23 protein-coding genes are annotated in these 25,089 nt (G+C 54.9%); 9 read left to right on the plus strand and 14 right to left on the minus strand.

Annotated elements, in window-relative coordinates:
- Positions 1–14 precede the first annotated feature (14 nt).
- Positions 15–950, minus strand: a complete 936-nt coding sequence (mdh, locus tag K5Y30_RS10920; RefSeq protein WP_222185330.1) for a malate dehydrogenase — start codon at positions 948–950, stop codon at positions 15–17.
- A 424-nt stretch (positions 951–1,374) separates the two neighbouring features.
- Between mdh and argR the strand changes: the two genes are divergently transcribed.
- The 4 genes from argR to yhcN (K5Y30_RS10940) all read left to right on the plus strand — a co-directional run bounded on the left by argR (position 1,375) and on the right by yhcN (K5Y30_RS10940) (position 3,320).
- Positions 1,375–1,845, plus strand: a complete 471-nt coding sequence (gene argR / locus K5Y30_RS10925; protein WP_008101964.1) for a transcriptional regulator ArgR — start codon at positions 1,375–1,377, stop codon at positions 1,843–1,845.
- A 488-nt stretch (positions 1,846–2,333) separates the two neighbouring features.
- Complete coding sequence (gene yhcN / locus K5Y30_RS10930) at positions 2,334–2,597, plus strand: peroxide/acid stress response protein YhcN (protein ID WP_222211388.1); 264 nt, start codon at positions 2,334–2,336, stop codon at positions 2,595–2,597.
- 89 nt (positions 2,598–2,686) lie between these two features.
- Complete coding sequence (locus tag K5Y30_RS10935; protein ID WP_007891990.1) at positions 2,687–2,953, plus strand: YdgH/BhsA/McbA-like domain containing protein; 267 nt, start codon at positions 2,687–2,689, stop codon at positions 2,951–2,953.
- Between the two features lie 100 nt (positions 2,954–3,053).
- On the plus strand, positions 3,054–3,320 hold the full coding sequence (gene yhcN / locus K5Y30_RS10940) for a peroxide/acid stress response protein YhcN (protein ID WP_008101968.1): 267 nt from the start codon (positions 3,054–3,056) through the stop codon (positions 3,318–3,320).
- Between the two features lie 50 nt (positions 3,321–3,370).
- Here yhcN (K5Y30_RS10940) and K5Y30_RS10945 read toward each other — a convergent pair whose 3' ends face one another.
- The 5 genes from K5Y30_RS10945 to aaeX all read right to left on the minus strand — a co-directional run bounded on the left by K5Y30_RS10945 (position 3,371) and on the right by aaeX (position 8,339).
- Complete coding sequence (locus tag K5Y30_RS10945; RefSeq protein WP_036647722.1) at positions 3,371–3,640, minus strand: hypothetical protein; 270 nt, start codon at positions 3,638–3,640, stop codon at positions 3,371–3,373.
- 25 nt (positions 3,641–3,665) lie between these two features.
- Positions 3,666–5,120: an NAD-dependent succinate-semialdehyde dehydrogenase gene (locus K5Y30_RS10950; protein ID WP_222211389.1), complete on the minus strand. Its 1,455-nt coding sequence runs from the start codon at positions 5,118–5,120 to the stop codon at positions 3,666–3,668.
- 111 nt (positions 5,121–5,231) lie between these two features.
- Positions 5,232–7,184, minus strand: coding sequence for a p-hydroxybenzoic acid efflux pump subunit AaeB (gene aaeB, locus K5Y30_RS10955; protein WP_222211390.1), 1,953 nt, complete (start codon positions 7,182–7,184; stop codon positions 5,232–5,234).
- Positions 7,185–7,195: 11 nt separating this feature from the next.
- Positions 7,196–8,125, minus strand: a complete 930-nt coding sequence (aaeA, locus tag K5Y30_RS10960; protein ID WP_101762847.1) for a p-hydroxybenzoic acid efflux pump subunit AaeA — start codon at positions 8,123–8,125, stop codon at positions 7,196–7,198.
- Between the two features lie 10 nt (positions 8,126–8,135).
- On the minus strand, positions 8,136–8,339 hold the full coding sequence (aaeX, locus tag K5Y30_RS10965) for a p-hydroxybenzoic acid efflux pump operon protein AaeX (RefSeq protein WP_021508145.1): 204 nt from the start codon (positions 8,337–8,339) through the stop codon (positions 8,136–8,138).
- A 258-nt stretch (positions 8,340–8,597) separates the two neighbouring features.
- Between aaeX and aaeR the strand changes: the two genes are divergently transcribed.
- Complete coding sequence (gene aaeR, locus K5Y30_RS10970; protein ID WP_101762846.1) at positions 8,598–9,515, plus strand: HTH-type transcriptional activator AaeR; 918 nt, start codon at positions 8,598–8,600, stop codon at positions 9,513–9,515.
- Between the two features lie 41 nt (positions 9,516–9,556).
- On the opposite strand, the gene tldD is transcribed toward aaeR, so the two are convergent.
- The 8 genes from tldD to csrD all read right to left on the minus strand — a co-directional run bounded on the left by tldD (position 9,557) and on the right by csrD (position 21,969).
- Positions 9,557–11,002 (minus strand): metalloprotease TldD, encoded by a 1,446-nt coding sequence (gene tldD / locus K5Y30_RS10975; protein ID WP_110867445.1) that lies wholly within the window; start codon positions 11,000–11,002, stop codon positions 9,557–9,559.
- 64 nt (positions 11,003–11,066) lie between these two features.
- On the minus strand, positions 11,067–14,885 hold the full coding sequence (gene yhdP, locus K5Y30_RS10980) for an AsmA2 domain-containing protein YhdP (RefSeq protein ID WP_222211391.1): 3,819 nt from the start codon (positions 14,883–14,885) through the stop codon (positions 11,067–11,069).
- 46 nt (positions 14,886–14,931) lie between these two features.
- Positions 14,932–16,401 carry a ribonuclease G gene (rng, locus tag K5Y30_RS10985; protein ID WP_101762841.1) on the minus strand — a complete coding sequence of 490 codons (1,470 nt, stop codon included), beginning with the start codon at positions 16,399–16,401 and terminating at the stop codon, positions 14,932–14,934.
- A complete protein-coding gene (locus tag K5Y30_RS10990; RefSeq protein WP_222211392.1) occupies positions 16,391–16,984 on the minus strand; it encodes a nucleoside triphosphate pyrophosphatase in 594 nt (197 codons plus the stop codon). Before K5Y30_RS10990 ends, rng begins: the two co-directional genes overlap by 11 nt.
- An 8-nt stretch (positions 16,985–16,992) precedes the next feature.
- Entirely contained in the window at positions 16,993–17,481 is a 489-nt protein-coding gene (gene mreD / locus K5Y30_RS10995) for a rod shape-determining protein MreD (RefSeq protein ID WP_101762839.1), read from the minus strand.
- A complete protein-coding gene (mreC, locus tag K5Y30_RS11000) occupies positions 17,478–18,512 on the minus strand; it encodes a rod shape-determining protein MreC (protein WP_222185322.1) in 1,035 nt (344 codons plus the stop codon). Before mreC ends, mreD begins: the two co-directional genes overlap by 4 nt.
- Before the next feature lie 156 nt (positions 18,513–18,668).
- Entirely contained in the window at positions 18,669–19,712 is a 1,044-nt protein-coding gene (mreB, locus tag K5Y30_RS11005) for a rod shape-determining protein MreB (RefSeq protein WP_007891976.1), read from the minus strand.
- A 310-nt stretch (positions 19,713–20,022) separates the two neighbouring features.
- Complete coding sequence (gene csrD / locus K5Y30_RS11010) at positions 20,023–21,969, minus strand: RNase E specificity factor CsrD (RefSeq protein ID WP_222211394.1); 1,947 nt, start codon at positions 21,967–21,969, stop codon at positions 20,023–20,025.
- A 324-nt stretch (positions 21,970–22,293) separates the two neighbouring features.
- Here csrD and msrP point away from each other — a divergent pair, with 324 nt between their 5' ends.
- The 4 genes from msrP to accB all read left to right on the plus strand — a co-directional run bounded on the left by msrP (position 22,294) and on the right by accB (position 25,078).
- Positions 22,294–23,298, plus strand: coding sequence for a protein-methionine-sulfoxide reductase catalytic subunit MsrP (gene msrP, locus K5Y30_RS11015; protein ID WP_101762837.1), 1,005 nt, complete (start codon positions 22,294–22,296; stop codon positions 23,296–23,298).
- Positions 23,299–23,901: a protein-methionine-sulfoxide reductase heme-binding subunit MsrQ gene (gene msrQ, locus K5Y30_RS11020; protein WP_101762836.1), complete on the plus strand. Its 603-nt coding sequence runs from the start codon at positions 23,299–23,301 to the stop codon at positions 23,899–23,901. It abuts the gene before it with no gap.
- 232 nt (positions 23,902–24,133) lie between these two features.
- Complete coding sequence (aroQ, locus tag K5Y30_RS11025) at positions 24,134–24,586, plus strand: type II 3-dehydroquinate dehydratase (protein WP_101762835.1); 453 nt, start codon at positions 24,134–24,136, stop codon at positions 24,584–24,586.
- Between the two features lie 21 nt (positions 24,587–24,607).
- Positions 24,608–25,078: an acetyl-CoA carboxylase biotin carboxyl carrier protein gene (gene accB / locus K5Y30_RS11030; protein WP_101762834.1), complete on the plus strand. Its 471-nt coding sequence runs from the start codon at positions 24,608–24,610 to the stop codon at positions 25,076–25,078.
- The last annotated feature ends 11 nt before the right edge of the window (positions 25,079–25,089 follow it).

Here is a 25,089-nt window from a genome sequence, read left to right on the forward strand (position 1 = left end):
CCGCTCAGAGTGCATCACTTCACAAACTCTTCGCCCTGCGCGATATCTTTCTTCAGCGTTTCCAGCATGCCGTTCAACGCCTGCTGTTCGAAGGCACTCAGCGTGCCCAGCGGACGGCGTTCAACGATGCCGTTTTTGCCCAGCAGCAGCGGCTGCGAGAAGAAGCGGGCATATTCACCATCGCCTTCCACATATGCGCACTCAACTACGTTGGCTTCGCCTTGCAGGGCGCGAATCAATGAAAGGCCAAAACGGGCCGCCGCTTGTCCCATCGACAGCGTCGCCGATCCGCCACCGGCTTTGGCTTCCACCACTTCGGTGCCCGCGTTCTGAATACGTTTGGTGAGATCAGCCACTTCCTGATCGCTGAAGCTCACGCCTTTCACCTGCGACAGCAGCGGCAGAATCGTTACGCCTGAATGTCCGCCCACCACCGGCACTTCAATCTCGTTAGGCTGCTTGCCTTTCAGCGTCGCGACAAAGGTATTGGCGCGAATGATATCGAGGGTGGAAACGCCAAACAGGCGATTCTTGTCATACACGCCGGCTTTTTTCAGCACTTCGGCCGCAATCGCCACCGTGGTATTCACCGGATTGGTGATGACGCCAATCAGCGCTTTTGGCGCGGTGCTGGCAACCTGTTCGATCAGGTTACGCACGATACCGGCGTTAACGTTAAACAGGTCGGCGCGATCCATGCCCGGCTTACGCGCCACACCCGCGGAAATCAGCACTACATCAGCACCATGCAGCGCAGGCGTAGCATCTTCACCGCTAAACCCTTCCACGGTGACTGCCGTTGGGATGTGACTGAGATCTACCGCCACACCGGGTGTTACCGGGGCGATATCGTAAAGTGAGAGAGCTGAGCCTGCGGGTAATTGCGTTTTGAGCAGCAGTGCGAGCGCCTGGCCAATACCACCAGCGGCACCGAGAACGGCAACTTTCATCCTGAACTCCTTATTAAGGTGGGGCAGAGATATGCCGAAAATCCATCAGGTTACGAGTTTAATCAACTTCTCAGGCGATAGCGACTAAACCTGTCGCGCACTAAACACTACGCCGCAATCGGCTCCCGAGACATCTCCACTTCAGAAGTCGCCTGAATGATTCATTCGCAGCCAGAAGACAATGGACGGCAATGATCATCGATATTGTTGTTACCACTTCAATAATATAACAACTTTGCAACCTTCGCTTTGCGCGTCCACCCGCGATTTTGGTGCAACATCATATTCTGTTATGATGCCCGCCCCGCAGGTCATTACCGCGATTCTCTTACCAGACTTATTGCATAAAAATTCATCTAAATGCATAATAATTTATCTGCCGTGGGCCTGTTGCCCTCTGCAACCCCTTTTTAATTGGTAGCTTATGCGAAACCCATCGAAACAAGACGACTTGATTAAGGCGTTTAAAGCCTTATTGAAGGAAGAGAAATTCAGCTCCCAGGGCGAAATCGTGCAGGCGCTGCAGGAAGACGGCTTCGAGAATATTAATCAGTCCAAAGTTTCTCGCATGCTGACCAAGTTTGGCGCGGTGCGCACGCGCAACGCCAAGATGGAGATGGTTTACTGCCTGCCTGCTGAACTCGGCGTGCCCACTACCACCAGCCCGCTGAAAAATCTGGTGCTGGATATCGATTACAACGATGCGTTAGTGGTGATTCACACCAGTCCGGGCGCGGCGCAGCTGATTGCGCGCCTGCTGGATTCGCTGGGCAAAGCGGAAGGCATTCTCGGCACTATTGCCGGTGATGACACCATCTTTATTACCCCCGCGCGCACCTTCTCGGTAAAACAGCTGTACGACGCGATCCTGGTTTTATTCGAACAAGAGCTATAAAACCCTGCTGCATACCGGCAGTTCCTCTGCCGGTAATCTTGCCCTTTGCGCTTCATTCGTAACCATTCTGTTACAAATCCCTTTGTAAATAATAAGTTATCCATATGCCTGTCGGTTCTTTTCAGCCGCTATCATTGGTACGACCTTTGTGCCCGTTTAACCTTATGCGCTATTTTACGCTGCTTCACACATTGTGCTCAGTGTCTTTCCCTTCTCTATCTGTATCAGCCAGCGAGATCAACCACGATCTTTCGCACTAAAAGATAATTTGATGTAGATCATTGTTTTTACGGTGAAATAACCACCTCTGGTTAAGATCCAGGCGTTTTTTATAACTTCAGGTTCTAAAAAAGTGCCATAAGGATAAAGAATTACAACCAAACATTATTAGCTCAGTATTAATTTCATGGGTTATTAGATCTATACTTGTTTTCGTGATGCAAATCACACGAAAGAAAAAGATAAAAATAGACGACGAGGAAAATATCATGAACGTTAAAACTACTATCGCGACTTTGAGTGTTCTCTCTGCCCTGTCATTTGGTGCTTATGCAGCAGATTCTATTAATGCCGAACAGGCAGCGAATCTGCAACCTGCGGGCACCATCAGCGTCAGCGGCGTGGGCGGTTCTCCAATGGATATCCGTCAGCAGTTAAACGATAAAGCCGACCAGCAAGGTGCGAAAGCCTATCGCGTGGTTGAGGCGAATACCGGTGACAGCTACCACGCAACCGCTGAGCTGTACAAATAAGTTATTGACTTAAAAGCAATGTGAACGGCGACCCGTTTGAGACGCTCTTGCGTCTCAGGTTGCCGGCCCCCATTTCAGGAGAGTGAATCATGAAAACCAAATTAGCTATCGCAGTACTGGGCCTGGCTTCTGTTCTTTCTTTTGGCGCGAGCGCCGCCAGCCTGGTTTCAAACCAACAAGCTGAACAGTTGCAATCTCTGAACCAAACCATCAGCGTGAGCGGTGTTGACGGCGACCAAACCAACGTTCGTCAGGAACTGTCACAGAAAGCCGATGCGCAGGGTGCCAGCCATTACCGCATCATCGAAAGCAACCGTGGCGATACTTTCCACGTAACTGCTGAACTGTACAAATAATCACTAATTGAACGTCCGGTGTCTTGATGGCGCCAGGCAATAGATCGACGACCCGCCCCCCTTTTCTGCCGCAGGTTGTTGATTAAACGAGGAGAAAATTATGAAAATCAAAACAACCATCGCAACTGCTACCCTGCTTTCCCTGTTCGCCTTTGGTGCTTCTGCAGCACAACTGGTCACCGAACAACAGGCGCAGAATCTGCAACCTACCGGCAGCACCATTTCAATCAGCGGAACCGGCGGTTCGCCAATGGATTATCGCGCCGAGCTTTCTCAGAAAGCGGATGAGCAAGGTGCCAGCGCTTACAAAGTGATTGAAGCGAAAACCGGCGACAGCTACCACGTGACAGCTGAGCTGTATAAGTAATTCCTCGTCAATTAAGACGAACCCTTTGGCCCCGCTCGCCGGGGCCCTTTTTACTTTATATTGAAGCGGAGCTGGCCTTCCAGCTCCTCTTCTGCTTCATCAAATAGCAGGATCAATGCGCCATACCGGCGTTTCTGCCCTTTCCCCAGATTTACAAATTCAATCTCCAGCGGCAACGGCAGTTGCTCACCGACAATCGCATCCCAAAGATCGTCAAGATCGTTGATGGCGAGATCGGCTAGCGCAAAACGATCGCTAAACTGTCGATAAAAATGGGCTTGATCGACAATCTCGTCGAAATCGAAACGCTCGGTTCTCATCATGACGCCCTCTTGGTTGTTGCGGCTAGCTGAGTCCGCCGAGGTGCAACGCTTTAACTTCCAGATACTCTTCCATCCCCAACACCGATCCTTCGCGTCCCAGTCCAGACTCTTTCACGCCGCCAAACGGTGCCAGCTCAGTGGATACCGCGCATTCGTTAATGCCGATCATGCCCGCTTCCAGCGCCGCTGAGACGCGGAACACCCGTTGCAGATTCTGCGTGTAGAAGTAAGCCGCCAGGCCAAATTCGGTGTTGTTGGCGCGCGCAATCACCTCGGCTTCATCGTCAAAGCGGAAGCAAGCCGCAACCGGACCAAACGTCTCTTCCTGCGCCAGCTTCATCTCTTCATGCGCTTCGCCAATCACCGTTGGTTGCCAGAAGTTGCCGCCAAGAGGATGACGTTCGCCGCCGACCAGCAATTTGCCGCCTTTACTCAATGCATCTTTGACGTGCTCCTCCACTTTCTCCAGCGCGGACGGCTCAATCAGCGGGCCAACGATCACGCCTTCTTCCACGCCATTTCCGACTTTTAGTTTGCCCACCGCATCGGCCAATTGATTAACGAAGCGATCGTAGACCGCGTTGTGCACATAGAAGCGGTTGACGCTGACGCACACCTGCCCGGCGTTGCGGAATTTGTTGGCAATCGCGCCATGCACCGCCGCATCAATATCGGCATCATCAAACACGATGTAAGGCGCGTTGCCGCCTAACTCCATCGAGACTTTTTTCATGGTTTCAGCCGCATTACGCATCAGCGTTTTGCCTACCGCGGTGGAACCAGTAAAGGAGATTTTGCGCACCGCCTTGCTGGCCATAATCGCGTCGCTGATGGCATGCGTATCGCCCGCCACCGCATTGAGTACGCCATCAGGCACACCGGCTTTCTGCGCCAGCGCCAGCAACGCGAAGGCGCTCAGCGGTGTGTTGTTAGCGGGTTTGATGATGCCGGTACAGCCTGCGGCCAATGCGGGGCCAAGTTTGCGCGTCAGCATCGCCATCGGGAAATTCCACGGCGTGATCGCCGCGACCACACCAATTGGTTCGCGCGTCGCCAGAATGCGCGAGCCTGGTTTAGCCGGCGGGATGATTTCACCGTTGGCGCGTTTCGCCTGCTCGGCAAACCACTGAATAAAGCTGGCGGCGTATTCCACTTCACCTTCGGCTTCTTTAAGCGGTTTACCCTGCTCGGCGGTCATCAACTGGCCGAGCCAGCTTTTGTTCTCAATGATCAGTTGATACCAGCGATAGAGGATTTCGGCACGCGCCTTGGCGGTTTTATCGCGCCAGGCGGGAAACGCACGCTGCGCGGCGGCAATCGCCTGTTCGGTTTCTTGCTGGCCGGCTTTCGCCACGTTAGCGATAACTTCGCCGGTGGCAGGATTGGTCACCTCAAAGGTGGCGCTGGCTTTATGCCACTGACCATCAGCGAAATAGCCGGTCTTGAAAAATTCGTGTTGTTGCAGGGAAGTGGACATCGGTTTTCTCCTGTCAGTTTGCGTCCTGTCAGGAAAGTATAGATGCCAATATCAGAGGTTTTTGTGTCAGCGTGGGATCTAAAAGGCCGCTGCAGGTTGCAGCGGCCAGTTTCAGATTTGTATTAAGGTGTTCTGATACTTATCCAGCATCAGCGCCAGCCGTTTCACCGGCTCGGTGACGTTATCAGGCGCAGCATAGTGCTGCAGCTTTTCCTGATACACATCCAGCTCCTTGAGCAGCCGCTCGAAGTAATAGCGCCGCTTATCATCGCTGGTCGCGGAGATAATGCGGTCGGCGGTGTAGCGCAGCTGGCGGTGATAGGCCGAGAGATCTGCATTCACCGGTACTTCAGCATTGCGCAGGCGTTGATGGCCGATAATCAGGGTCAGCGCGATCCGGTATTTATCGATATCGCCGGGGAACAGGTTGAGCAGCAAAAACAATTGCTGATACAGCGCCGGCAAGTGGTTTTCACGACGACGCGCCTGATTAGTGGTCAGGGCAGCAACTGCCGCATACATAAAGCGATTCAGCAGTTTACGTCCGGTACGCTCTTTGGATTTATCGCGAATCAGCAGAATCACCATCATCGCTACAAAGCAGCCAATCACCTGGCCCAGCACGTTATCGAGGAATACGTTGAACTCGAACTTCATCGGGTTATCCAGCACCAGCACGTTGATGGTACCAATCAACGCACCCAGCGTACCCAACTGACGACGCTGCACGAAGATGCCGCCGATAAAACCCAGCGCGCCGATGGCGATACACAACAGCAGCGCACTTTGCTGGGTCGCGGGCAGAATAAAGATGAAGTAGAGCGCGCCGAGCGGCACCGCAACCGTCATGCCGTAAAGAAAATCTTTCGCCATCATCAGCGGATTCGGCATACGCATCGCCAGCGCGGTAATCACCGCCAGCATCACCATGCAGCCGCTGCCTGATGTCCAGCCGGTATACAGCCAGAACAGCGATCCCAGCGCGGTGGCGACGAAGGTACGTATACCGTTGATCATCGCGTGATGGGTTTCCGCAGAGCGCACCTGAATCACTACCTCACGCTGCAGAATGCTCTCTTCCAACGTGGTGATGCGGCTATTACTTTTAATGCCGTTAATCAGCAGCAGATATTCAGTGGCCGCGCCGACCCAACTCGCCAGCGTCACCGGCACGGTTTTGCTGCTCACGCCAATCAGGCGACGCATCACCTTCATGCGCTTATGCACATCGTTGACGCTGTTGACCTCTTTTTCGATCAGCAAACGATAGTGCGGTGGAATGTATTCCGGACGCGAGTTTTGAATCAGGAAAGTTTCGGCGGCCTGCGTGATCAGCGTCAGCGATAAGGTGTTGAGCATTTGCAGGCGGCGGCTGGAGTTTTTCCAGCGTGAGGATTCCATCATCAGCTGGCCGCGCATGCCGTTGAGTGCCGTGGTGCGACGCACTAACGCGCTCCAGCCTTTATCCACTTCCTCTTTGTCTTCATGCGCGACGCACAGCTGCAGCAATTTGTAGTGCGCCACCAGCAGCGCGTCCACTTCCTGCTCAATCACTTTCTTGATCGAACGCGGCGAGAACAGCATGTCGGCGAGGATGGCACACAGAATACCGATGACGATTTCACTGCAGCGCTCAACCGCGTACTGCGGAGCCAGCGTTAAGCCGCCGCTGGCATCCGCCGTCACCACGATGATCAGCGCGGTGTAACCGGCAAGACCCAACGCATAGGAGTTTTCGACTTTGATCAGCGAAGAGAGCCACACGCACATGCCGGCCCACATACAGCACAGCAGCAGCATCACCACCGGCGCGCGCACCGTGGCAATCATGATGGTGAGCGCGGCGATACAGCCAATAAAAGTACCGATGATGCGCAGAATGCCGCGATAGCGCAGCGCGCCAGAATAGGGATCGCCCCCCGCAGCAAAGGCGGTACCACCGGCCACGATGCCGGCGGTCATTACCGCCCAACGCGGCGTTTCCAGATTGAAGTGAAAGCCAATCATCAACGCCGCAACCAGCGCGAAGGTGAGCTTCACCGGGAAACGCAAAAACTCAATCATATCGCCCTCGCTTAACCAAACTCACGCAGGCGATTGAACAACTGTGCCAGCGGCGAGACTTTGGTTTCGCGATCCTGCGCACCGGTGATCACCACCGTCGCCGTGGTTCCCGCCGGGAAGCGGTTGCCCGGTTGCTCGTCGAGACGAATACGCACCGGCACACGCTGCGCCAGACGCACCCACTCCAGATTCGAGTCGATGGTTGCCATGCCTTTGCTGTCGCTGGTGCTGCTGCTGTTGGTTACGCCCGCCGCGATACTGTCAACGGTGCCGCGCAGTACCGCGTTGCTCCCCAACGGCGTGATTTGCGCGCGGAAGCCCGGACGCACGCCATCCAGCTTGGTCTCTTCCATATAGGCCAGCACATAGAAGGAGTGCTGTTGCACCAGCGCCACGGCTACCGAGCCGCGCGTGATGAATTCGCCCTGATAGACATTGAGGTTGGTGACCCAGCCGTCAGATGGCGCTTTGATAGTGGTGCGATCGAGGTCGATCACCGCCAGGTCGCGCGTGGCCACAGACTTCGCCAGCTGATGCTCGCTGGTTTGCAGATCGTTGTTGGATTGCTCAATCGCTTCACGCGACATCGCGCTGGTCCCCAACTGATTGCGGCGACTGGCTTCACGGCGTTTTTCACTCACCAAAGCCTGGTAATATTCGACATCCGCCTGGGCTTCGTCCAGCGCTTTTTGGTAGCGCGGACGATCAACCACAAACAGCGTGTCGCCTTTTTTAACCAGCTGGTTGTCGTGCACCGGCACGTCAGTGATGATGCCGGTGACGTCAGGCGAGATCGCCACCACATCGGCAGAGAATTTGGCATCACGCGTCCACGGTGATTCGGTGTAGAACACCCAGGCGCGGAAGATGATCACGATGGCGATGACAACCAGCAGGAGTGTAATCGCGTATCGCGCGATTTTTCTTATTAGCGCTTTCACTTAAAAAACCTCAGACGAATAAACGGGATACAAGGTAAAACACGCAGCAATACAGCGCAGTGTTAAACAGTGCCGGATGCCAAACCAGATCGTAGATCCCGCTAGGCGTTAGCACGCGTTTCACCAGCCAGAACAGCGCCAGTGAAACCAGTAGTTCAATGAAGATGGGCGGAAAACTCAGCCCGAATACGACAAATACCGGAAGCACACTCATTTCGGATCCTTAGTTCGACCTTGCCGGATTGCACCGATACCTGCCCACGTGCCGTGTAGCACGTTGGGTTTACGATCAGGGGATGACGGATAAACTGATGGCAACATTCAGGCCGCGTTGAGCTAATCATAGCGTATCATCGGGCTAACACAGCCGTGTTCAGGTGCAGTGAAGAGACCCAGCGCGCGTATAGTAACGCGCTTGACTATACGTTTTCTACATATTGTGAGCTAAATCACTTTTTAGCCAGAGTAAACAATGGATCGACTTAAAAGCATGTCCATTTTCGCCAAAGTGGTTGAATTGGGTTCATTTACCGCCGCGGCGCGCCAGCTACAGCTTAGCGTTTCGTCTATCAGCCAGATTGTCGCCAAACTGGAAGATGAGTTACAGGTTAAATTGCTTAATCGCAGCACGCGCAGCATTGGCTTGACTGAGGCCGGAAAGATCTATTTTCAGGGCTGTCGCCGCATGCTGGCGGAAGCGTCGCAGGTACACGAGCAGCTGTACGCCTTTAACAACACGCCAATCGGTATTCTACGGATCGGCTGCTCATCGACGATGGCGCAGAATGTGTTATCAGCGATGACCAGCGAAATGTTACGCGAATATCCGGGTTTGGGCGTCAATCTGGTGACGGGCATTCCTGCCCCCGATTTGATCGCCAACGGGTTGGATTTGGTGGTGCGCGTGGGCGCGCTGCAGGATTCGAACTTGTTCTCGCGTCGGCTGGGTGCAATGCCGATGGTGGTGTGCGCGGCGAAGAGCTATCTGGCGCAGCATGGCACGCCGGAAAAACCCAGCGAGATCGATAATTTTTCGTGGCTGGAATATAGCGTGCGGCCGGATAACACTTTTGAACTGGTTGCGCCGGAAGGATTGGTTACCCGCCTTACGCCGCAGGGCCGTTTCGTGACCAACGATTCGCAGACGCTGATTCGCTGGCTGAAAGCAGGTTGCGGTATCGCCTATGTGCCGTTGATGTGGGTGATTGATGAGATCAATGCGGGGGAGATTGATATTCTGTTCCCGCAATATCACTCGGAGCCGCGCCCGGTCTATGCGCTCTATACCGAGAAAGACAAGCTGCCGCTAAAAGTGCAGGTGTGCATTGATTATCTGACCGAGTATTTCAGGCAGGTAGCGCAGCAGTATCAGCAGCATCGGAAAGGTTGAGGGCAGATGTTCAGGTCGCCATACATGGCGACCTGACAACGTTAGGCGGTACCACCTACGGTGATTTTATCCAGCTTCAGCGTTGGCTGACCCACGCCAACCGGTACGCTTTGTCCCTCTTTACCGCATACGCCGACGCCTTTATCCAGCGCCAGATCGTTGCCGACCATCGAGATCTGCTGCATCGCTTCGATGCCGGAGCCAATCAGCGTGGCGCCTTTTACGGGCGTCGTCACTTTGCCGTTCTCGATCAGATAAGCTTCTGAGGTGGAGAACACGAACTTGCCGGACGTGATATCAACCTGGCCGCCGCCGAAGTTTGGCGCGTAAATGCCGTACTCCACGCTTTCAATGATATCTTGCGGCGTCGATTTGCCTGCCAGCATGTAAGTATTGGTCATGCGCGGCATTGGCAGGTGCGCGTAAGATTCACGGCGACCATTGCCAGTTGGGTTGACGCCCATCAGGCGCGCATTCAGCTTGTCCTGCATGTAGCCTTTCAGCACGCCATTTTCGATCAGCATGTTGTACTGGCCCGGCACGCCCTCATCATCGACCGCCAGCGAACCGCGCAGACCTTCAATGGTGCCATCGTCAACCACGGTACACAGCTCTGAAGCCACCAGCTGGCCCATTTTGCCGCTGAATACCGATGTCGCACGACGGTTGAAGTCACCTTCCAGACCATGTCCAACTGCTTCGTGCAGCAGCACACCCGGCCAACCTGCGCCCAGCACCACCGGCAACATGCCAGCGGGTGCCGCCACGGCGGAGAGATTGACCAGCGCCATGCGCACCGCTTCGCGCGCCCAGGCATCGGCACGCACATCACCGCTCTCATCAGCGAGGAAGAATTCATAACCGGTACGCGCACCGCCGCCGCTTGAGCCACGTTCGCGTTTACCCTGATCTTCCACTTGCACGCTGATGGAAAGACGCACCAGCGGACGAATATCTGCGGCCAGCGTGCCGTCAGTTGCGGCGACCAGCACCTGTTCGTAAACACCGCTCAGACTGGCATTCACTTCCTGCACACGTGGATCGGCAGCACGCGCCACTTTATCAACACGGTGCAGCAGGGCAATTTTGTCTTCGCGCGTCAGGCTATCCAGCGGATTAACGGGCGCATACAGCGAACGGTTCAGCACCGCCGATAAGGTATGCGCTTTGCCGTTGCCTTGTTCACGCACGATGCTGCGCGCCGCTTCAGACGACTGACGCAGTGCATTCAGGGAAATCTGGTCAGCGTAGGCGAAACCGGTTTTCTCACCGCTCACGGCGCGGACGCCCACACCCTGATCGATATGGTAAGAACCATCTTTAATAATTTTGTCTTCCAGCACCCAGGATTCGTGGAAACTGGACTGGAAATAGAGATCGGCATAATCCAGACGACGTTCTGAAAGCTGCCCTAACAGGGAATAAAGGTCCTGCTGATTAATGCTGTTCGCAGTTAGCAACTGCTCACTTACCAGATTCAGAGTCATCGTTTCTCACTCATTATGTGCTCGGATAGTCATAGCCTGCGGCAATTACCCGACGGCGTCAAATTCACTTCTTCTCGTCTTCACGCGGTTTGCGCAGTACTTCATTGATTTCCGGCTTATCCAGCGGTCCGCTGATGTGGTAACGCAACAGTGAAATCTTATTCCACAGCGGTCCCAGCACTTTGCTGGCGGCGAAGACCGCAGCACCGACCACCGGATTGATGACGAATGCAGTGGCGACGCCAACCGACGCGGAGATTTCCGGGGCGACCACCGCTTCCATGTCGATCTGACGCTTCACCAAATCGATGTTGCCCTTCATGGCGATATCCGCTTCCAGGGCATCCACCAGCAGGTTATCGGTACGCATCACACCGTTTTCAATCCACGCGGTGCCGTTGATCGAATCGAAATAGAAACCGTCACTAAAGGTGTCGCTGAAATCGAAGCGCATCTTGCGTAGCAAGGCATCAAAGCTAAACAGGCGCAGTAACTGCCCGGCGCGACCGGTATTCACATCGGCGATCTGACCTTTGCCAAAGTGGGTTTTCAGCGTACCGCTTAGCGTATCTTCCGATGGCTGCCACGGCGCAGAACGCCAGTGCAGATCGTAATCGAGTTTAAACGGTGCATCGCGCAGCGGCGTATTCATGCCAAACCAGTTAGCCGCGTCATTGATGTTGTCGCCGCTCAGGCTGCCCTTTAGCGAAGTACGCTGATCGCCGGGTTTATTCACCCATTCACCCGTCACGTTCAATTTAGAGCTGCCAGAATCAATCGAGGCGTTAGTAAGTGCTAACGTATCGCCTTGTGGCTGAAGCTTCGCCTGCATATGGCCAAACTTCTGCCCGCGAATCCAGCACTCATCACAGTTGAGCTGCAACGCTGGCCAGCTGCTGAAGTTGATGTTGCTGCTGTTGCCGCCAAACGGCGATGATTTTCCATCGCTTTTCTCAGCCCATTCAGGATTGTAGTAAAGATAGCTCAGGTTGATCTGCCACGGAGAGCGCTGCGCCGTCTGCAAACTGCCACGTGCTTCACGGCTCTCCAGCTGCAAGTGGGTATTGCCGGCTGGCCCCTGCGTAACGGTAGCGTTAACGTCGTGCCATTGCTGACCACCAAGCGTCAGCGCCGGTGTGCGCAGAATAAAGTCGCCCGGCAGCGCCGCGCCGCCCACTTCCGGCTCGCCCTGAGCGTTACGCGCACTGCCCGCGCCAGCCATCATCCCCATCCAGGCTTCGCCATTCAGCGGCGGGAGATTCAGCTCCATGCCGCGCTTCTCGGGCAGCTTCGGTGTGCTTTTCGCATCATTCAGCCAGATCCCGCGATCAACGCGCAGCTGCGGCTCCAGAATCCAGCGGCTATTGAAACGATGGCGCTCGCGCACGCTGCCGCTCAAGGTAAAGCCTTTCAGATCGCCATCCGCGTTGATGGTAATCGGCATCGCTTCACCAGCCGCTTTATCCAGCGGTGCTGGTAAGTGACTGCTTACTGCTTTGCCCTCGCCTTGCAGTGCCACTTTGTAGGTTGCGCCGCCTTTATGCGGCAGCGTGATATCCACATTGCCCTGCCACGGTAAAGAACCGTCTAACTGACGCGTGATGGCATCCGGCAGCACCTTGAGTTTACCTGGCTGCCAATCGCCCAGCAGTTTGACGTTCACGCCAAAATCGTTGGGATTCTCTTTCGTGCTGAAACTCACGCCGGTTGGCTGTCCGAACCAGTTGGCCTGCAGCTCTTCACTCTCCAGATTGCCGTTATTGTAACGGAAGCGGCCGGTGAGATTGTTCAGCGTGGTATTTAACGGCTTGATATGCAGGCTGTTGTTGTTCAGCACCACATTGCCGCTGGCGTGCACCTGCTCGCCATCCAGTGGAATATCAAGATTCAACGTGCCGCGCACATTGCCGCCAATCTGTAGCTCCTGCAGCGCCGCGCCGAGCGTCGGTTTCAGCGGCGTTTGCTCGAAATAGTCAGCGATTTTTTTGCCTTCGCCGCTGATGTCACCATCAATGATCAACTTCTCTTTCAGGTAATCCGGGATCACCGCGCTGACATTACGCGCATCAACCTCGCCGAGCCTGGTTTTATCGGCTTTCATCCACAAACCGTTGTTGAGGAAGTCGAGATTGATGTCGAGGTTTTCCAGCGCAGGCCAGCCTGGCTGGAACTGGAAGGTGGCATTGCGCAGCGGAACCCAAACTTCAAACATGCCGTCATTGTGTTTGAACGGGAACAGCGAGGGATCGCCAGCAAACAGCAGCGTGGCGTTATCCACCTGCCCGCCTTTAATCGCGTCACTGAGATAGTGAGTAAGATCGTGGCCCATCAGCTGCTGCGGGAAATAACGCCACGCATCGCCAGCATCGGTAACGCGAATTCCGGCGAGAATATCGAGGCGCGGCGCGCTACCCAAATTCTGCTGGTAGCGGAAATCGCCTCGTGCCCACAGCGAACGGGCCTGCACATCCAGCTGATGTCCATCCAGCGTTAAGCCGTTAGCATCGCGTAGCCAGTTGAGCTGGCCAGTGATCTGTTTAATCTGCAGCGGAGCCTGGAACATATCGCCGTACGGTACTTCCGCCTGGCCCATCGCCACATCCAGCAAGCCGTTGTTTAAGCTACCGCTGGCGCTCCCGCTGAGATTGCTGATACCCGGCAGTAATTCCCACTGCTGCCAGGCGAGATCGCGCCATTTCACCTGCAAACGCGTTTGCTCAGGCTGCTGCAGCGGAATATCCAGCGCCAGCGCATCAATGTGGCCGCGCGGCTGCAGCGCACGCCAGTTATCCAGCAAGGTTGGAGAAAGCGGTGCAAACAGCGGAACGATGGGCGCCAGACGTTCTAAATCCAGCTGCGTGGCACGCACGCGCATCTCCGGCGCACTGTTGGCGCCGAGCATCTGCTTATCTTCCGGCTTCCACAGCAGGGAAAAATGTCCTGGCGCCCATGCGATGCCATCCGTTCTCAAGCGGGTTTGCGGTACCGAAAGGCTCCAGCCATTCTGGTAGCGCGACAAGTGCGCGGTTAAGCCATCAACCTCTAATTGATGATCGCCCTGCTCGCCGCGCCAGCGCGCGCCACCTTTGCTCAACAGCAAATCACCGGCGTAGAGATCGCCATCGCGCAAATTCGCCCACGCGGCCAGACTGAAGCGCGCGCTTTCAAGGCTGGTGTTATCACGCAGCCACGGACCAATCCACGGTCGCACATCCACATCATCGGCCTGCATCCAGATGCGGCCATCGCTGAGTAAACCGTTGCTGTCGTTGAGATCGAGCCTCACCTGCACCACGCCATGCTGGCCGGTAAAACTGGAGAGGCTCACTTCGCCCTCGGCGCGGTGACGGGTATTTTCGTTCAGCCAGGTAAGGCGTGGAATCGCCAGTTCAGCATGCTGGCCGGACGGCGTCAGAAAACGGATGCTGCTGTCGCGCAGATCGAAGTGATCGAACTGACGCAAAAACAGATCGTTAATTTGCGCCGGTTTGAAGCTGTTCTTCTGTTCGTCACTGGTGAACAGCGGGTGATTGGTTTCGAGATGCAGCTGCCAGAAGGTGAGATCGCGGAATTGCCAGCGCCAGTGCAGCAGCGATTGCCACACGTTGAGCGCCAGATTGACGCGGCCGATGGTCAATTGCCCATCTTCCTGCATCGCGACGTTGAGATTGCGCATCTGCAGCGTCGGGCCAAAATTCTCCCATTTGCCCTGCAGTTCGCTGGCCGTCACCGTGACGCCGCTGACGCGTGAGATCGTCTGCAGAATATCGCTGCGATAACTGTTGAGGTGCGGCATCACGAGGCGCAACCCGCTGACCAGCAGCGCCACAATTACGATGATTGCGGCGAGCAGCAGTAACAAAATCCTCGGCAACCGCCTCACACACCTCTCCTTGCTGTCCGTTGGCTTGCGGAACTCAACCTCAATATCACATCATGACGACATCAAACTGCTCTTGGGTATAGAGCGGTTCAACATGAACTTTGACCTGTTTACCGACGAAGATCTCCACTTCCGCCAGCGCGTGTGACTCTTCGCCCTTTAACGCGTCGCCGACCGCCGGGGAAACGTACACCAGGAAACGGTCGGAATCGTAGGCGTGATGCACGCGCACAATTTCACGCATGATCTCATAGCAGACGGTTTCCACCGTTTTCAAGGTGCCGCGCCCTTTACACACCGGGCAATCGGCGCACAGCACATGTTCAATACTTTCACGCGTGCGTTTACGCGTCATCTCCACCAAACCGAGCGCCGAGAAACCATTGATGCCGGTTTTCACCCGATCTTTGCTCAGCGCGCTCTCCAGCGAATGCAGCACACGGCGGCGATGCTCGTCGTTACTCATGTCGATGAAATCGATAATGATGATGCCGCCGAGGTTGCGCAGTCGCAGCTGACGCGCGATCGCTTGCGTCGCTTCAATGTTGGTGTTGAAGATGGTCTCGTCGAGATTGCGGTGTCCGACAAACGCGCCGGTGTTGATATCCACCGTGGTCATGGCTTCGGTTTGATCGATAATCAGATAGCCGCCGGATTTTAGCTCGACCTTACGCTCCAGCGAACGCTGGATTTCGTTCTCAACGTCAAACAGATCAAAAATCGGCTGTTTGCCGCTGTAAAGCTCCAGCTTGCTGGCCATTTCCGGAATATATTCGCTGGTAAATTCCACCAGCAAATCGCAGGTCAAACGTGAGTCCACGCGAATGCGATCCAGCGCGGCACCGGCGAAATCACGCAGCACGCGCTGCGCTAACGCCAGCTCACCGTAGAGCAGGCAGCGCGTCTGATTACGCTTTTTACGCTCGCTGACTTTGGTCCACAAACGTTTCAGGAAAGCGGCATCCTGCGACAACTCTTCTGAACCAATGCCTTCCGCAGCGGTACGAATAATAAAGCCGCCGAGATCGTCACAGTGCGCTGCAACCACCGTTTTCAGTCGTTCACGCTCGGCCTCGCTCTCAATACGCTGCGAGACGCCGACGTGTGACGCGCCAGGCATAAACACCAGATAGCGCGAAGGCAAAGTAATGTCGGTGGTGAGGCGCGCACCTTTGGTGCCCAGCGGATCTTTCACCACCTGCACCATCAGATCCTGGCCGGGACGCACCAGCTCGCCAATGTCGCGCACCACAAAATTTTTCTTCTCATCACCCGCCACGCATTCGGTGTGCGGCATGATGTCGGAAGCGTGCAGAAAGGCGGCTTTTTCCATGCCGATATCGACAAAGGCCGCTTGCATGCCAGGTAAGACGCGACTGACGCGTCCTTTATAGATGTTGCCCACGATGCCACGTCGTGCTTCACGCTCAATGTGGATTTCCTGCAGAATGCCGCCATCAATGTAGGCAACACGGGTTTCCGAAGGTGTCACATTTACCAGCAGTTCAGCCGTCATCTTGTCCCCTTAACGCCCGCAGTGACTGAAAATGACTCAGCAGCTCACCGGTCTCAACCAGCGGCAATCCCACCACGGCGTGATAACTTCCATTAATCTTGCGGACAAAATTGCCGCCAAGGCCCTGAATTCCGTACGCGCCGGCTTTATCCATCGGCTCGCCACTGGCAATATAGTGCGAAATTTCCTCCGCCGTCATCGTGCGGAAGGTCACGTCCGTGGTCACCAGACAATCCAGCTCACGCTGCGTATCGGCCAGCGCCACCGCGGTCATCACCTGATGAGTTTGTCCCGACAGCTTGCTCAGCATCGCGGCGGCGTGCGCGGCATCCTGCGGTTTTTCCAGTACTTCACCGTTCAGCACCACGATGGTATCAGCACCCAGCACCGGCAGATCCTGCGGTGCCACCGCGACGCCCGCGCGCGCCTTATCTGAGGCCAGACGACGCACGTAAGCTTCAGCCGCTTCTTCTGGCTTACGCTGCTCTTCTACGTGGGTAATCAGGCGTTCAAATTGCAGACCAAGCTGCGTTAACAGCTCACGTCGACGCGGTGAACCGGATGCGAGGTACAGGCTTATCATAGTATTCCTTACTGAACAGCGAATTGACGGCGAATCTTTCTCATCAATAAGAATAGCCAGGGCCACAGGACGCCGTCGACCACGCTACTCCAGAAGATTTCCGGACGGAAAGAAACGTTGATCACCAGGAATTCTGCCCAGAAAACAATCACATCCACCGCAAGGGACAGCACCATAACCATTAATGCCTGCTGCCACAACGCTAAGTTTCGGAATAACTGAAATTTAAAGGCCACCAGATACGCGATGATGCTAAAGGCTAATGCGCGCACGCCAAGTGTTGAACCGGCCACCAGATCCATGATCGCACCGAGACAAAAACCGGTGCCGACATTCACCCGATGCGGCAGCGCCAGCACCCAGTAAATGAGGATCAGTAATAGCCATGAAGGCCGGAACATATAGATCTGTTCCGGCCACGGCATGATTTGCAGGATAAGGGCAATCAGAAAGGACAGCCAGATAACCCATCGGCCCTGGCTGCGATATCGACTCAAGGCTGGCCTCCGCGTGTGTTCGCAGAATTCCCTTGCGAACGACTGCCATTAGCGGGTTGCGGTGGCCCCATTTGCTGCGACGACTGCAAGGTATCCGGTGCCGGAGGGCCCATTTCGCCTGCTGGCGGCAGAACCTGCGGCATCATCTGCATTAAACGTTCGTTGGCCACGCGATGCACTTCGTCCGGTGCCATTGGTGCCACGCCGTTGCGATCCGCGCCCCACAGCAGTAACAGATAGCGCAAACGCTGCAAGCCAGCTGCTGGACGCGCCTGAATCACCGTGTAAGCACGCTGTGTATCGACTTTCACCGAGGAGACAACGCCAACCGGATAACCTTCCGGGAAGCGGCCGCCCAGGCCAGACGTGACCAGCACATCGCCGACGCGAATATCGGTGTTGCCCGGCAGATGCTCCAGCTGCAGATCTTCGCTGCAGCCATTACCGGCAGCAATCACGCGAATATCGTTACGCAACACCTGAATCGGCAATGCATGCGAGGCATCGCAAATCAGTAATACGCGACTGGTCACCTGACCGACCGCGACCACCTGACCGACCACACCTTTATCACTGATCACCGGCTGGCCTTCGTAAACACCGTTTACGCTGCCTTTGTCGATAACCACCTGATCGGTATAAGGATCGGTGCCGGTGGAGATCACCTGCGTCACCATCTTATGCTCATCCTGGCGCAGCGGCGAGCCAAGCAGTTCGCGCAGACGCGCGTTTTCCTGCTTATATTGCCCCAGCATCAGCAAGTCACTGTTTTTCAGGAAGAGCTCACGGCGCAGTGCTTTATTTTCCAGCTCCAATTGCTGACGGGACGCCAGCGTTTCGGAAACGCCATCAAGAAGTTGTCTTGGCCCGTTGGCCAAAAAATAAAATGGACTGACCGACGTGTCCAGGTAGTTGCGGATCTGGGAAAAGGAGCTCACGCGGCTATCGGCGATAATAATCGCGATAGCCACAATGACTGCCAGAAAGAGGCGCAACTGCAGGGAAGGTCCCCTGCTAAAAATCGGCTTCATAAATTCTGCGTGTTCCTCGACATCAGGGAAGAAGCGTTAGCCTAATAGCCAACGCCTCCAGAGCTGGACGCATCTCGCCGTCGTGCGTTGCAGCAGCAGCGTCAGCATAGGCGCTATTCCCTGCGCAATTTGACCAGGGCCTCAGCCGTTGAGGAATTACTCCTCGCTGAACAAATCGCCGCCATGCATGTCGATCATTTCCAGCGCTTTACCACCGCCGCGTGCTACGCAGGTCAGCGGATCTTCTGCCACGACCACCGGAATACCGGTCTCTTCCATCAGCAGGCGATCGAGGTTACGCAGCAATGCGCCACCGCCGGTCAGCACCATACCGCGCTCGGAGATGTCAGAGGCCAGCTCTGGCGGGCACTGTTCCAGTGCAACCATCACCGCGCTCACGATGCCGGTCAGCGGTTCCTGCAGCGCTTCAAGAATCTCGTTCGAGTTCAGGGTAAAGCCACGTGGCACACCTTCTGCCAGGTTACGGCCGCGAACTTCAATCTCGTGTACTTCATCGCCCGGATAAGCAGAACCGATACCATGCTTGATACGCTCTGCAGTCGCTTCACCAATCAGTGAACCGTAGTTGCGGCGAACATAATTAATGATAGCTTCATCGAAGCGGTCACCACCAATACGCACAGAAGAGGAGTAAACCACGCCGTTCAGCGAGATCACTGCTACTTCAGTGGTACCACCACCGATATCCACCACCATAGAACCGGTTGCTTCAGAAACCGGCAGACCTGCACCAATCGCCGCAGCCATTGGCTCTTCAATCAGGAACACTTCGCGTGCGCCTGCACCCTGTGCAGATTCACGGATGGCGCGACGCTCAACCTGGGTCGCACCCACCGGTACGCAGACCAGCACACGCGGGCTTGGACGCATAAAGCTATTGCTATGCACTTGCTTAATGAAGTGCTGCAGCATTTTTTCGGTAACGAAGAAGTCGGCGATCACGCCATCTTTCATAGGACGGATAGCAGCGATGTTGCCCGGCGTACGGCCCAGCATCTGCTTAGCATCATGACCGACAGCCGCTACGCTCTTTGGGGAGCCGGCACGATCCTGACGAATGGCAACCACAGAAGGCTCGTTTAACACGATGCCTTGTCCTTTCACGTAAATCAGGGTATTCGCGGTACCCAGGTCAATGGACAAGTCATTGGAAAACATGCCACGAAATTTTTTAAACATACTAAGGGATAATCCTGCAAGCTGGGGGCGGAAAATAAAATCCGCCTACTTTACCAACCACGCGAAGCCGCTACAAGGCGCAAAAACGTTCGGCTTCGGTGAAAAAATACGCTGAATACTTTTTTGGCCTGATCGTAGGGTCTTTTGCCGCAGTTAAATGGCGTTAATACGCCGTTTTAACCTAAATTGCCCCGGCGCTAGCCGGCGAATTTCGACATAAAATCTAACATTTCCAGCCGCCAGCATCGCGCGCTCCGGCACTAATAAGCGATAAAAACAGCCATCAGCCTGCACTTCGCGCGCTGAAGGTCTAAATTCGATAACGTTGCGAGTGTTTCTTTACATTACTGTTGACCGGCAACGAAGGCGCAAAGAAATCGCCCTGCCCGCCCGAAACACCTAATCCCGACAGCGTTTGCCACTCCGCGCGTGTTCGCACACCCGCGGCGAAAACTTGAGTTGGCGATGACTTACACACTTCCAGCAAGCTCTGCACAAACAGCTGGTTCTCGGTGCGTCGTTCAATATTGCGTACCAAACCCGGCGCAAGTTTAATCACTTCTATCGGGAATTGTTTGATATAAGCGCTGCTCACCACCGTCAAACCGGCCTGATCCACCGCAATGCGACAGCCAAATGCGGTTAACATGTGAAAAACCGGCACTAAACGGCTGATGTGTTGACAAACGTCGGCCTCAGCAAGTTCAAATAAAAAACGTTTTCTTTGCGATTTGCTGCACTGCAGCAGCAGTTTTTGCAGCCAGCGCTGAAAAGGCCGCTGCAACAGCGAATCAATATTCACGGGAAGTGCCAGAGTTTCATCCGGCCACACTTCCGAAAGCGCCGCGATGCGCGTCACCAGTTGACGATCCCAGCTGTCAGTCATACCCAGCTGCAATACCAGCGGCATAAACTCAGCCGACACCACTTCTTTGTCGCCATCAAACACACGCGTCAGTAATTCACGATGATGGACTTTTCCATCCAGCAACACCGCCGGCTTTTGGTAAAGTCGCGGACCACCACGATTGAGCGTGTTCTCCAGCAAGGTCCGCCAGCGCACACTGCCGCGCCCCATATCCAGCGTATTGCCTTCGCCAACCGACCAGCTATTACCGCCCTGCAATGCCGCACGCCGCGTAGCCATCTCCACATTTTCCATCACCTGCGACACGCTCTGACCGCTGCGCCACGCGCTGATGCCGATGTGGATCAAATCATCACGATCGACCATGCGCATTGGCGGCAGTGAATCGACGGCATTAATCAGTTGATCGGCAATGCTGTTGGCTTCTTTTAAAGTGCGATGCGGCAGCAAGACGGCGAAATCACTGCGGAAATATCGCGCCAGCAGCGCGCCCGGATAGCGCAGCACAAAGGTCGATAGCATATTAATCAAATCAAACAGATACTCTTCCACCAGCGTTGGGCCGAGGGTTTCGTGCAGCATATCAAGGTCCGGCAGACGCACCATCATCACCACACCGTGCGTGCCGACATCTTCCTGATCTTCCAGCAATGTCGCCAATTGGTTATCAAAGAACAAACGATTGTTTAGGCCGGTACGCGGATCCTGCGCCGCAAATGTGCGAATTAAGGTGTCGATGCGTAAACGCTGCTCGCCCGCCTCCTGCAAATCGCCCAGCAGCGCATCGATGGCGCGACTGGCTTTCGGCGGCCATTCCGCGACATGGTCCTCCTGCGAACGACGTTCACCGGCCAGAATGCGATCGGCGCGCGCTTCTAATTGCTCCATATCCTGCCAGCGCCGCTTGAGCCAGCGGTTGGTCATGACCAGCAGCACGCACATAATGGCGACGACCGTAAACAGGACCACCAGCGTATAAGTGCCGGTAAAGGAGCGAAACAGCGTTTTGGCCGGATCCAGCACCACCACGCGCAGTTCGAGGCCCGGCGAATGCGTCAGGGGCAAATCGAACTGCACAAAGCGATTAGGCTCATCTTCTAACATCGGATTTTCATGGCGGGCTAAACTGAACACTAACGTATCGCCGTTCAGCAGTTGCACCTGTTCGGCATTGACCACCGGCATCATGCGCGTCAGCCACTGCGTGATTTCCTGCGGCGATTGTGAAGCCAGTGCTTTATCCACTTCAGTCGCCAGCGTTTGCATCCGCGTTTCCACGCGCTGCTGCGATAGCCAGATAAAACTAAAAGCGCAGCCCACCAGCATCAATATCATCGCTAGTAAACTTAATAAGGTAATAAACGCAGAAAATTTAGTTGTTAATCGCATCCCTGTGCCTGCATCACTGCGGTTATGAACGGTGTTAATCCGTCGGCGCCACGCTTACCCCTGGCGCAAACCTGAGCAAAATAGCACAAATCAAGGTGTGATTCAGCGCCAGACTGGCATCAAAATCGCACATAACACAGCATGATAAGCGCTACGGCGCGAGTATAGCGTTAAACCGTGATGGCCTGACTTTGCTATGGGCTTTTTCGTCCTATTCTCAAAGAGGGCGATGCGCCAGGAAATTTCACATTTTTCCCCGCAAGTTCGCGCCTGACGCTGAAGTTGAGCATGCTGGTTATAACTTACTATTCACAGGAGAACGTCATGAACCTGAAGCACTTGCTCACAGAAGCCGACGTCACGCCAGAAAGCGTCTTTAATATGCGCCGCCGTCAGGTGCTGAAAGCGTTGGGATTAGGCGCAGCAGCAGCCAGTTTACCCGGCACCGCGCAAGCCGATGTGCTGAGTTGGTTTAAAGGCAATGATCGTCCGCCCGCGCCCGCTGGCCGTGATTTAGATTTTACTAAACCGGCTGAATGGCAAGCCGATTTGCCGCTCACGCCGTTTGATAAGGTGTCAGGTTATAACAACTTCTATGAATTTGGCCTTGATAAAGCCGATCCTGCTGCCAACGCTGGCACGCTGAAAACCGATCCGTGGAAGCTGCGTATCGAAGGCGAAGTTGCCAAACCTATCACGCTGGATATGGATGACATCTTCAAGCGTTTCGCCATGGAACAGCGCATCTACCGCATGCGCTGTGTCGAAGCCTGGTCGATGGTGATTCCGTGGGTCGGTTTTGAACTCAACAAGCTGCTCAAACTGGCTGAACCCACCAGCAATGCGCGCTTTGTGGCGTTTGAAACGCTGTACGCACCTGACCAAATGCCGGGTCAGAAAGATCGCTTTATCGGCGGCGGGCTGGATTATCCCTATGTGGAAGGCTTGCGTCTTGATGAAGCGATGCATCCGCTGACGCTGCTGAGTACCGGCGTGTATGGCAAAGCGCTGCCGCCGCAGAATGGCGCACCGATTCGCCTGACGGTGCCGTGGAAATATGGCTTCAAAGGGATTAAATCGATTGTGAAGATTACGCTGACGCACGATCGCCCGCCAACGACCTGGAGCCAGATCGCCGCCAATGAGTATGGTTTCTACGCCAATGTGAACCCGCATGTGAATCATCCGCGCTGGTCGCAGGCAACCGAGCGCTTTATCGGCGCGGGCGGCATTCTGAAGGTTGATCGCCAACCTACGCTGCTGTTCAACGGCTACGCGAAAGAGGTGGCGTCGCTGTATCGCGGCCTGGATTTACGGGAGAACTATTGAGTGCGCCTCTCTTTACGTCACATCACCGCGTTAAAAGTCGTGCTGCATCTGGCGGCTTTTCTGCCGTTTGTGTATCTGTTTATGGCAGCGAGTCAGGGCTGGCTGAGCGCTGATCCGGCGAAAGATATCCAGCATTTTACCGGCAGAATGGCGCTTAAGTTGCTGCTCGCCACGCTGCTGGTCAGCCCACTGACACGCTACCTGAAACAGCCGCTGCTGATTCGCACTCGCCGCCTGCTTGGCGTGTGGTGTTTCGCCTGGGCCAGTTTGCACCTTACCAGCTACTACCTGCTGGAACTTGGCTACGATCATCTGCGTTTACTCGGCAGCGAGCTGGTTTCGCGTCCTTATTTGTTACTGGGGATGATCAGCTGGATTATTCTCTTCGCCCTCGCCATCACCTCATTCCAGCGCATGCAGCGCAAACTGGGGCGTCGCTGGCAAACGCTGCATAACGGCGTCTATCTGGTCGCGATCCTCGTGCCGATTCACTATATCTGGTCAGTGAAAGTGCTCTCCCCGCAGCCGGTGATCTACGCCGTGCTGGCCATTGCGCTGTTAGCGTGGCGTTACAATAAGTTGCGTAAACTTCTTCCCAGATAATCCCCGCACGGTTGTGTTCCTCCCGCGAGATCTGTTAAAAAGTGTGGCCTTCGGGCCGCATTCGATCAACTTCGCAGATAAGACCAGTATTTTGCTGCGAATGTCGACGAAACGGATATAATGCCCGGCTTTATTGCAAGCGAAGTCTGGTTTTTCATCCACAAGGGTGACAAACGCAAGATGTCGCGGTATTTTACGCGATGCCTTACTGATTGCAGGAGATAGCAGCAAGATGGCGCACAAATTTCACATACTGCTTTTGAACGGTCCCAACCTGAATCTATTGGGAACGCGCGAGCCTGATAAGTATGGTCACACCACGCTGGCGCAAATCGTCGGCGATCTGACGCAACAGGCCGATCAGCACCATGTGAAATTGAGTCATTTGCAATCGAACGCAGAGTTTCAGTTGATTGACCGTATTCACGAAGCTCGCGGCAACGTGGATTACATCATCATCAATCCTGCTGCGTTCACGCATACCAGCGTTGCACTGCGTGATGCCCTGTTGGCGGTTAGCATTCCTTTTATTGAGGTGCATCTCTCGAACGTACATGCACGCGAACCGTTCCGACATCACTCCTATCTTTCCGATGTATCTGCCGGCGTCATCTGTGGACTTGGCGCTGATGGATACGCATGGGCTTTACAAACGGCAGTAAAACGCCTGTCACATTCCAATTAAACAGAGTACGGAACCACACTCATGGATATTCGTAAAATTAAGAAACTGATCGAACTGGTTGAAGAGTCTGGCATCTCCGAGCTGGAAATCTCCGAGGGCGAAGAGTCCGTTCGTATCAGCCGTTCACCTGCAAATGCCGGCTACCCAATGATGCAGCAGGCTTATGCTGCGCCAATGATGCAGCAGCAGCCTGCGCTGTCTACCGCGGTGGCGCCTGCCGCACCGGTTGCAGCAGAAGCCGCTAAACCAGAAATCAGTGGCCACATCGTGCGTTCACCAATGGTCGGCACTTTCTATCGCACGCCAAGCCCGGACGCGAAAGCTTTCGTTGAAGTTGGTCAGAAAGTGAATGCCGGCGACACCCTGTGCATCGTTGAAGCGATGAAAATGATGAACCAGATCGAAGCCGACAAATCCGGCGTTGTGAAGGCGATTCTGGTCGAAAGCGGCCAACCGGTTGAATTTGACGAGCCGCTGGTCATCATCGAATAACGAGGCGAAGC

Origin of the sequence: Pantoea sp. DY-5, assembly GCF_019795955.1 — a bacterium.
Classification (GTDB): Bacteria; Pseudomonadota; Gammaproteobacteria; order Enterobacterales; family Enterobacteriaceae; genus Pantoea; species Pantoea leporis.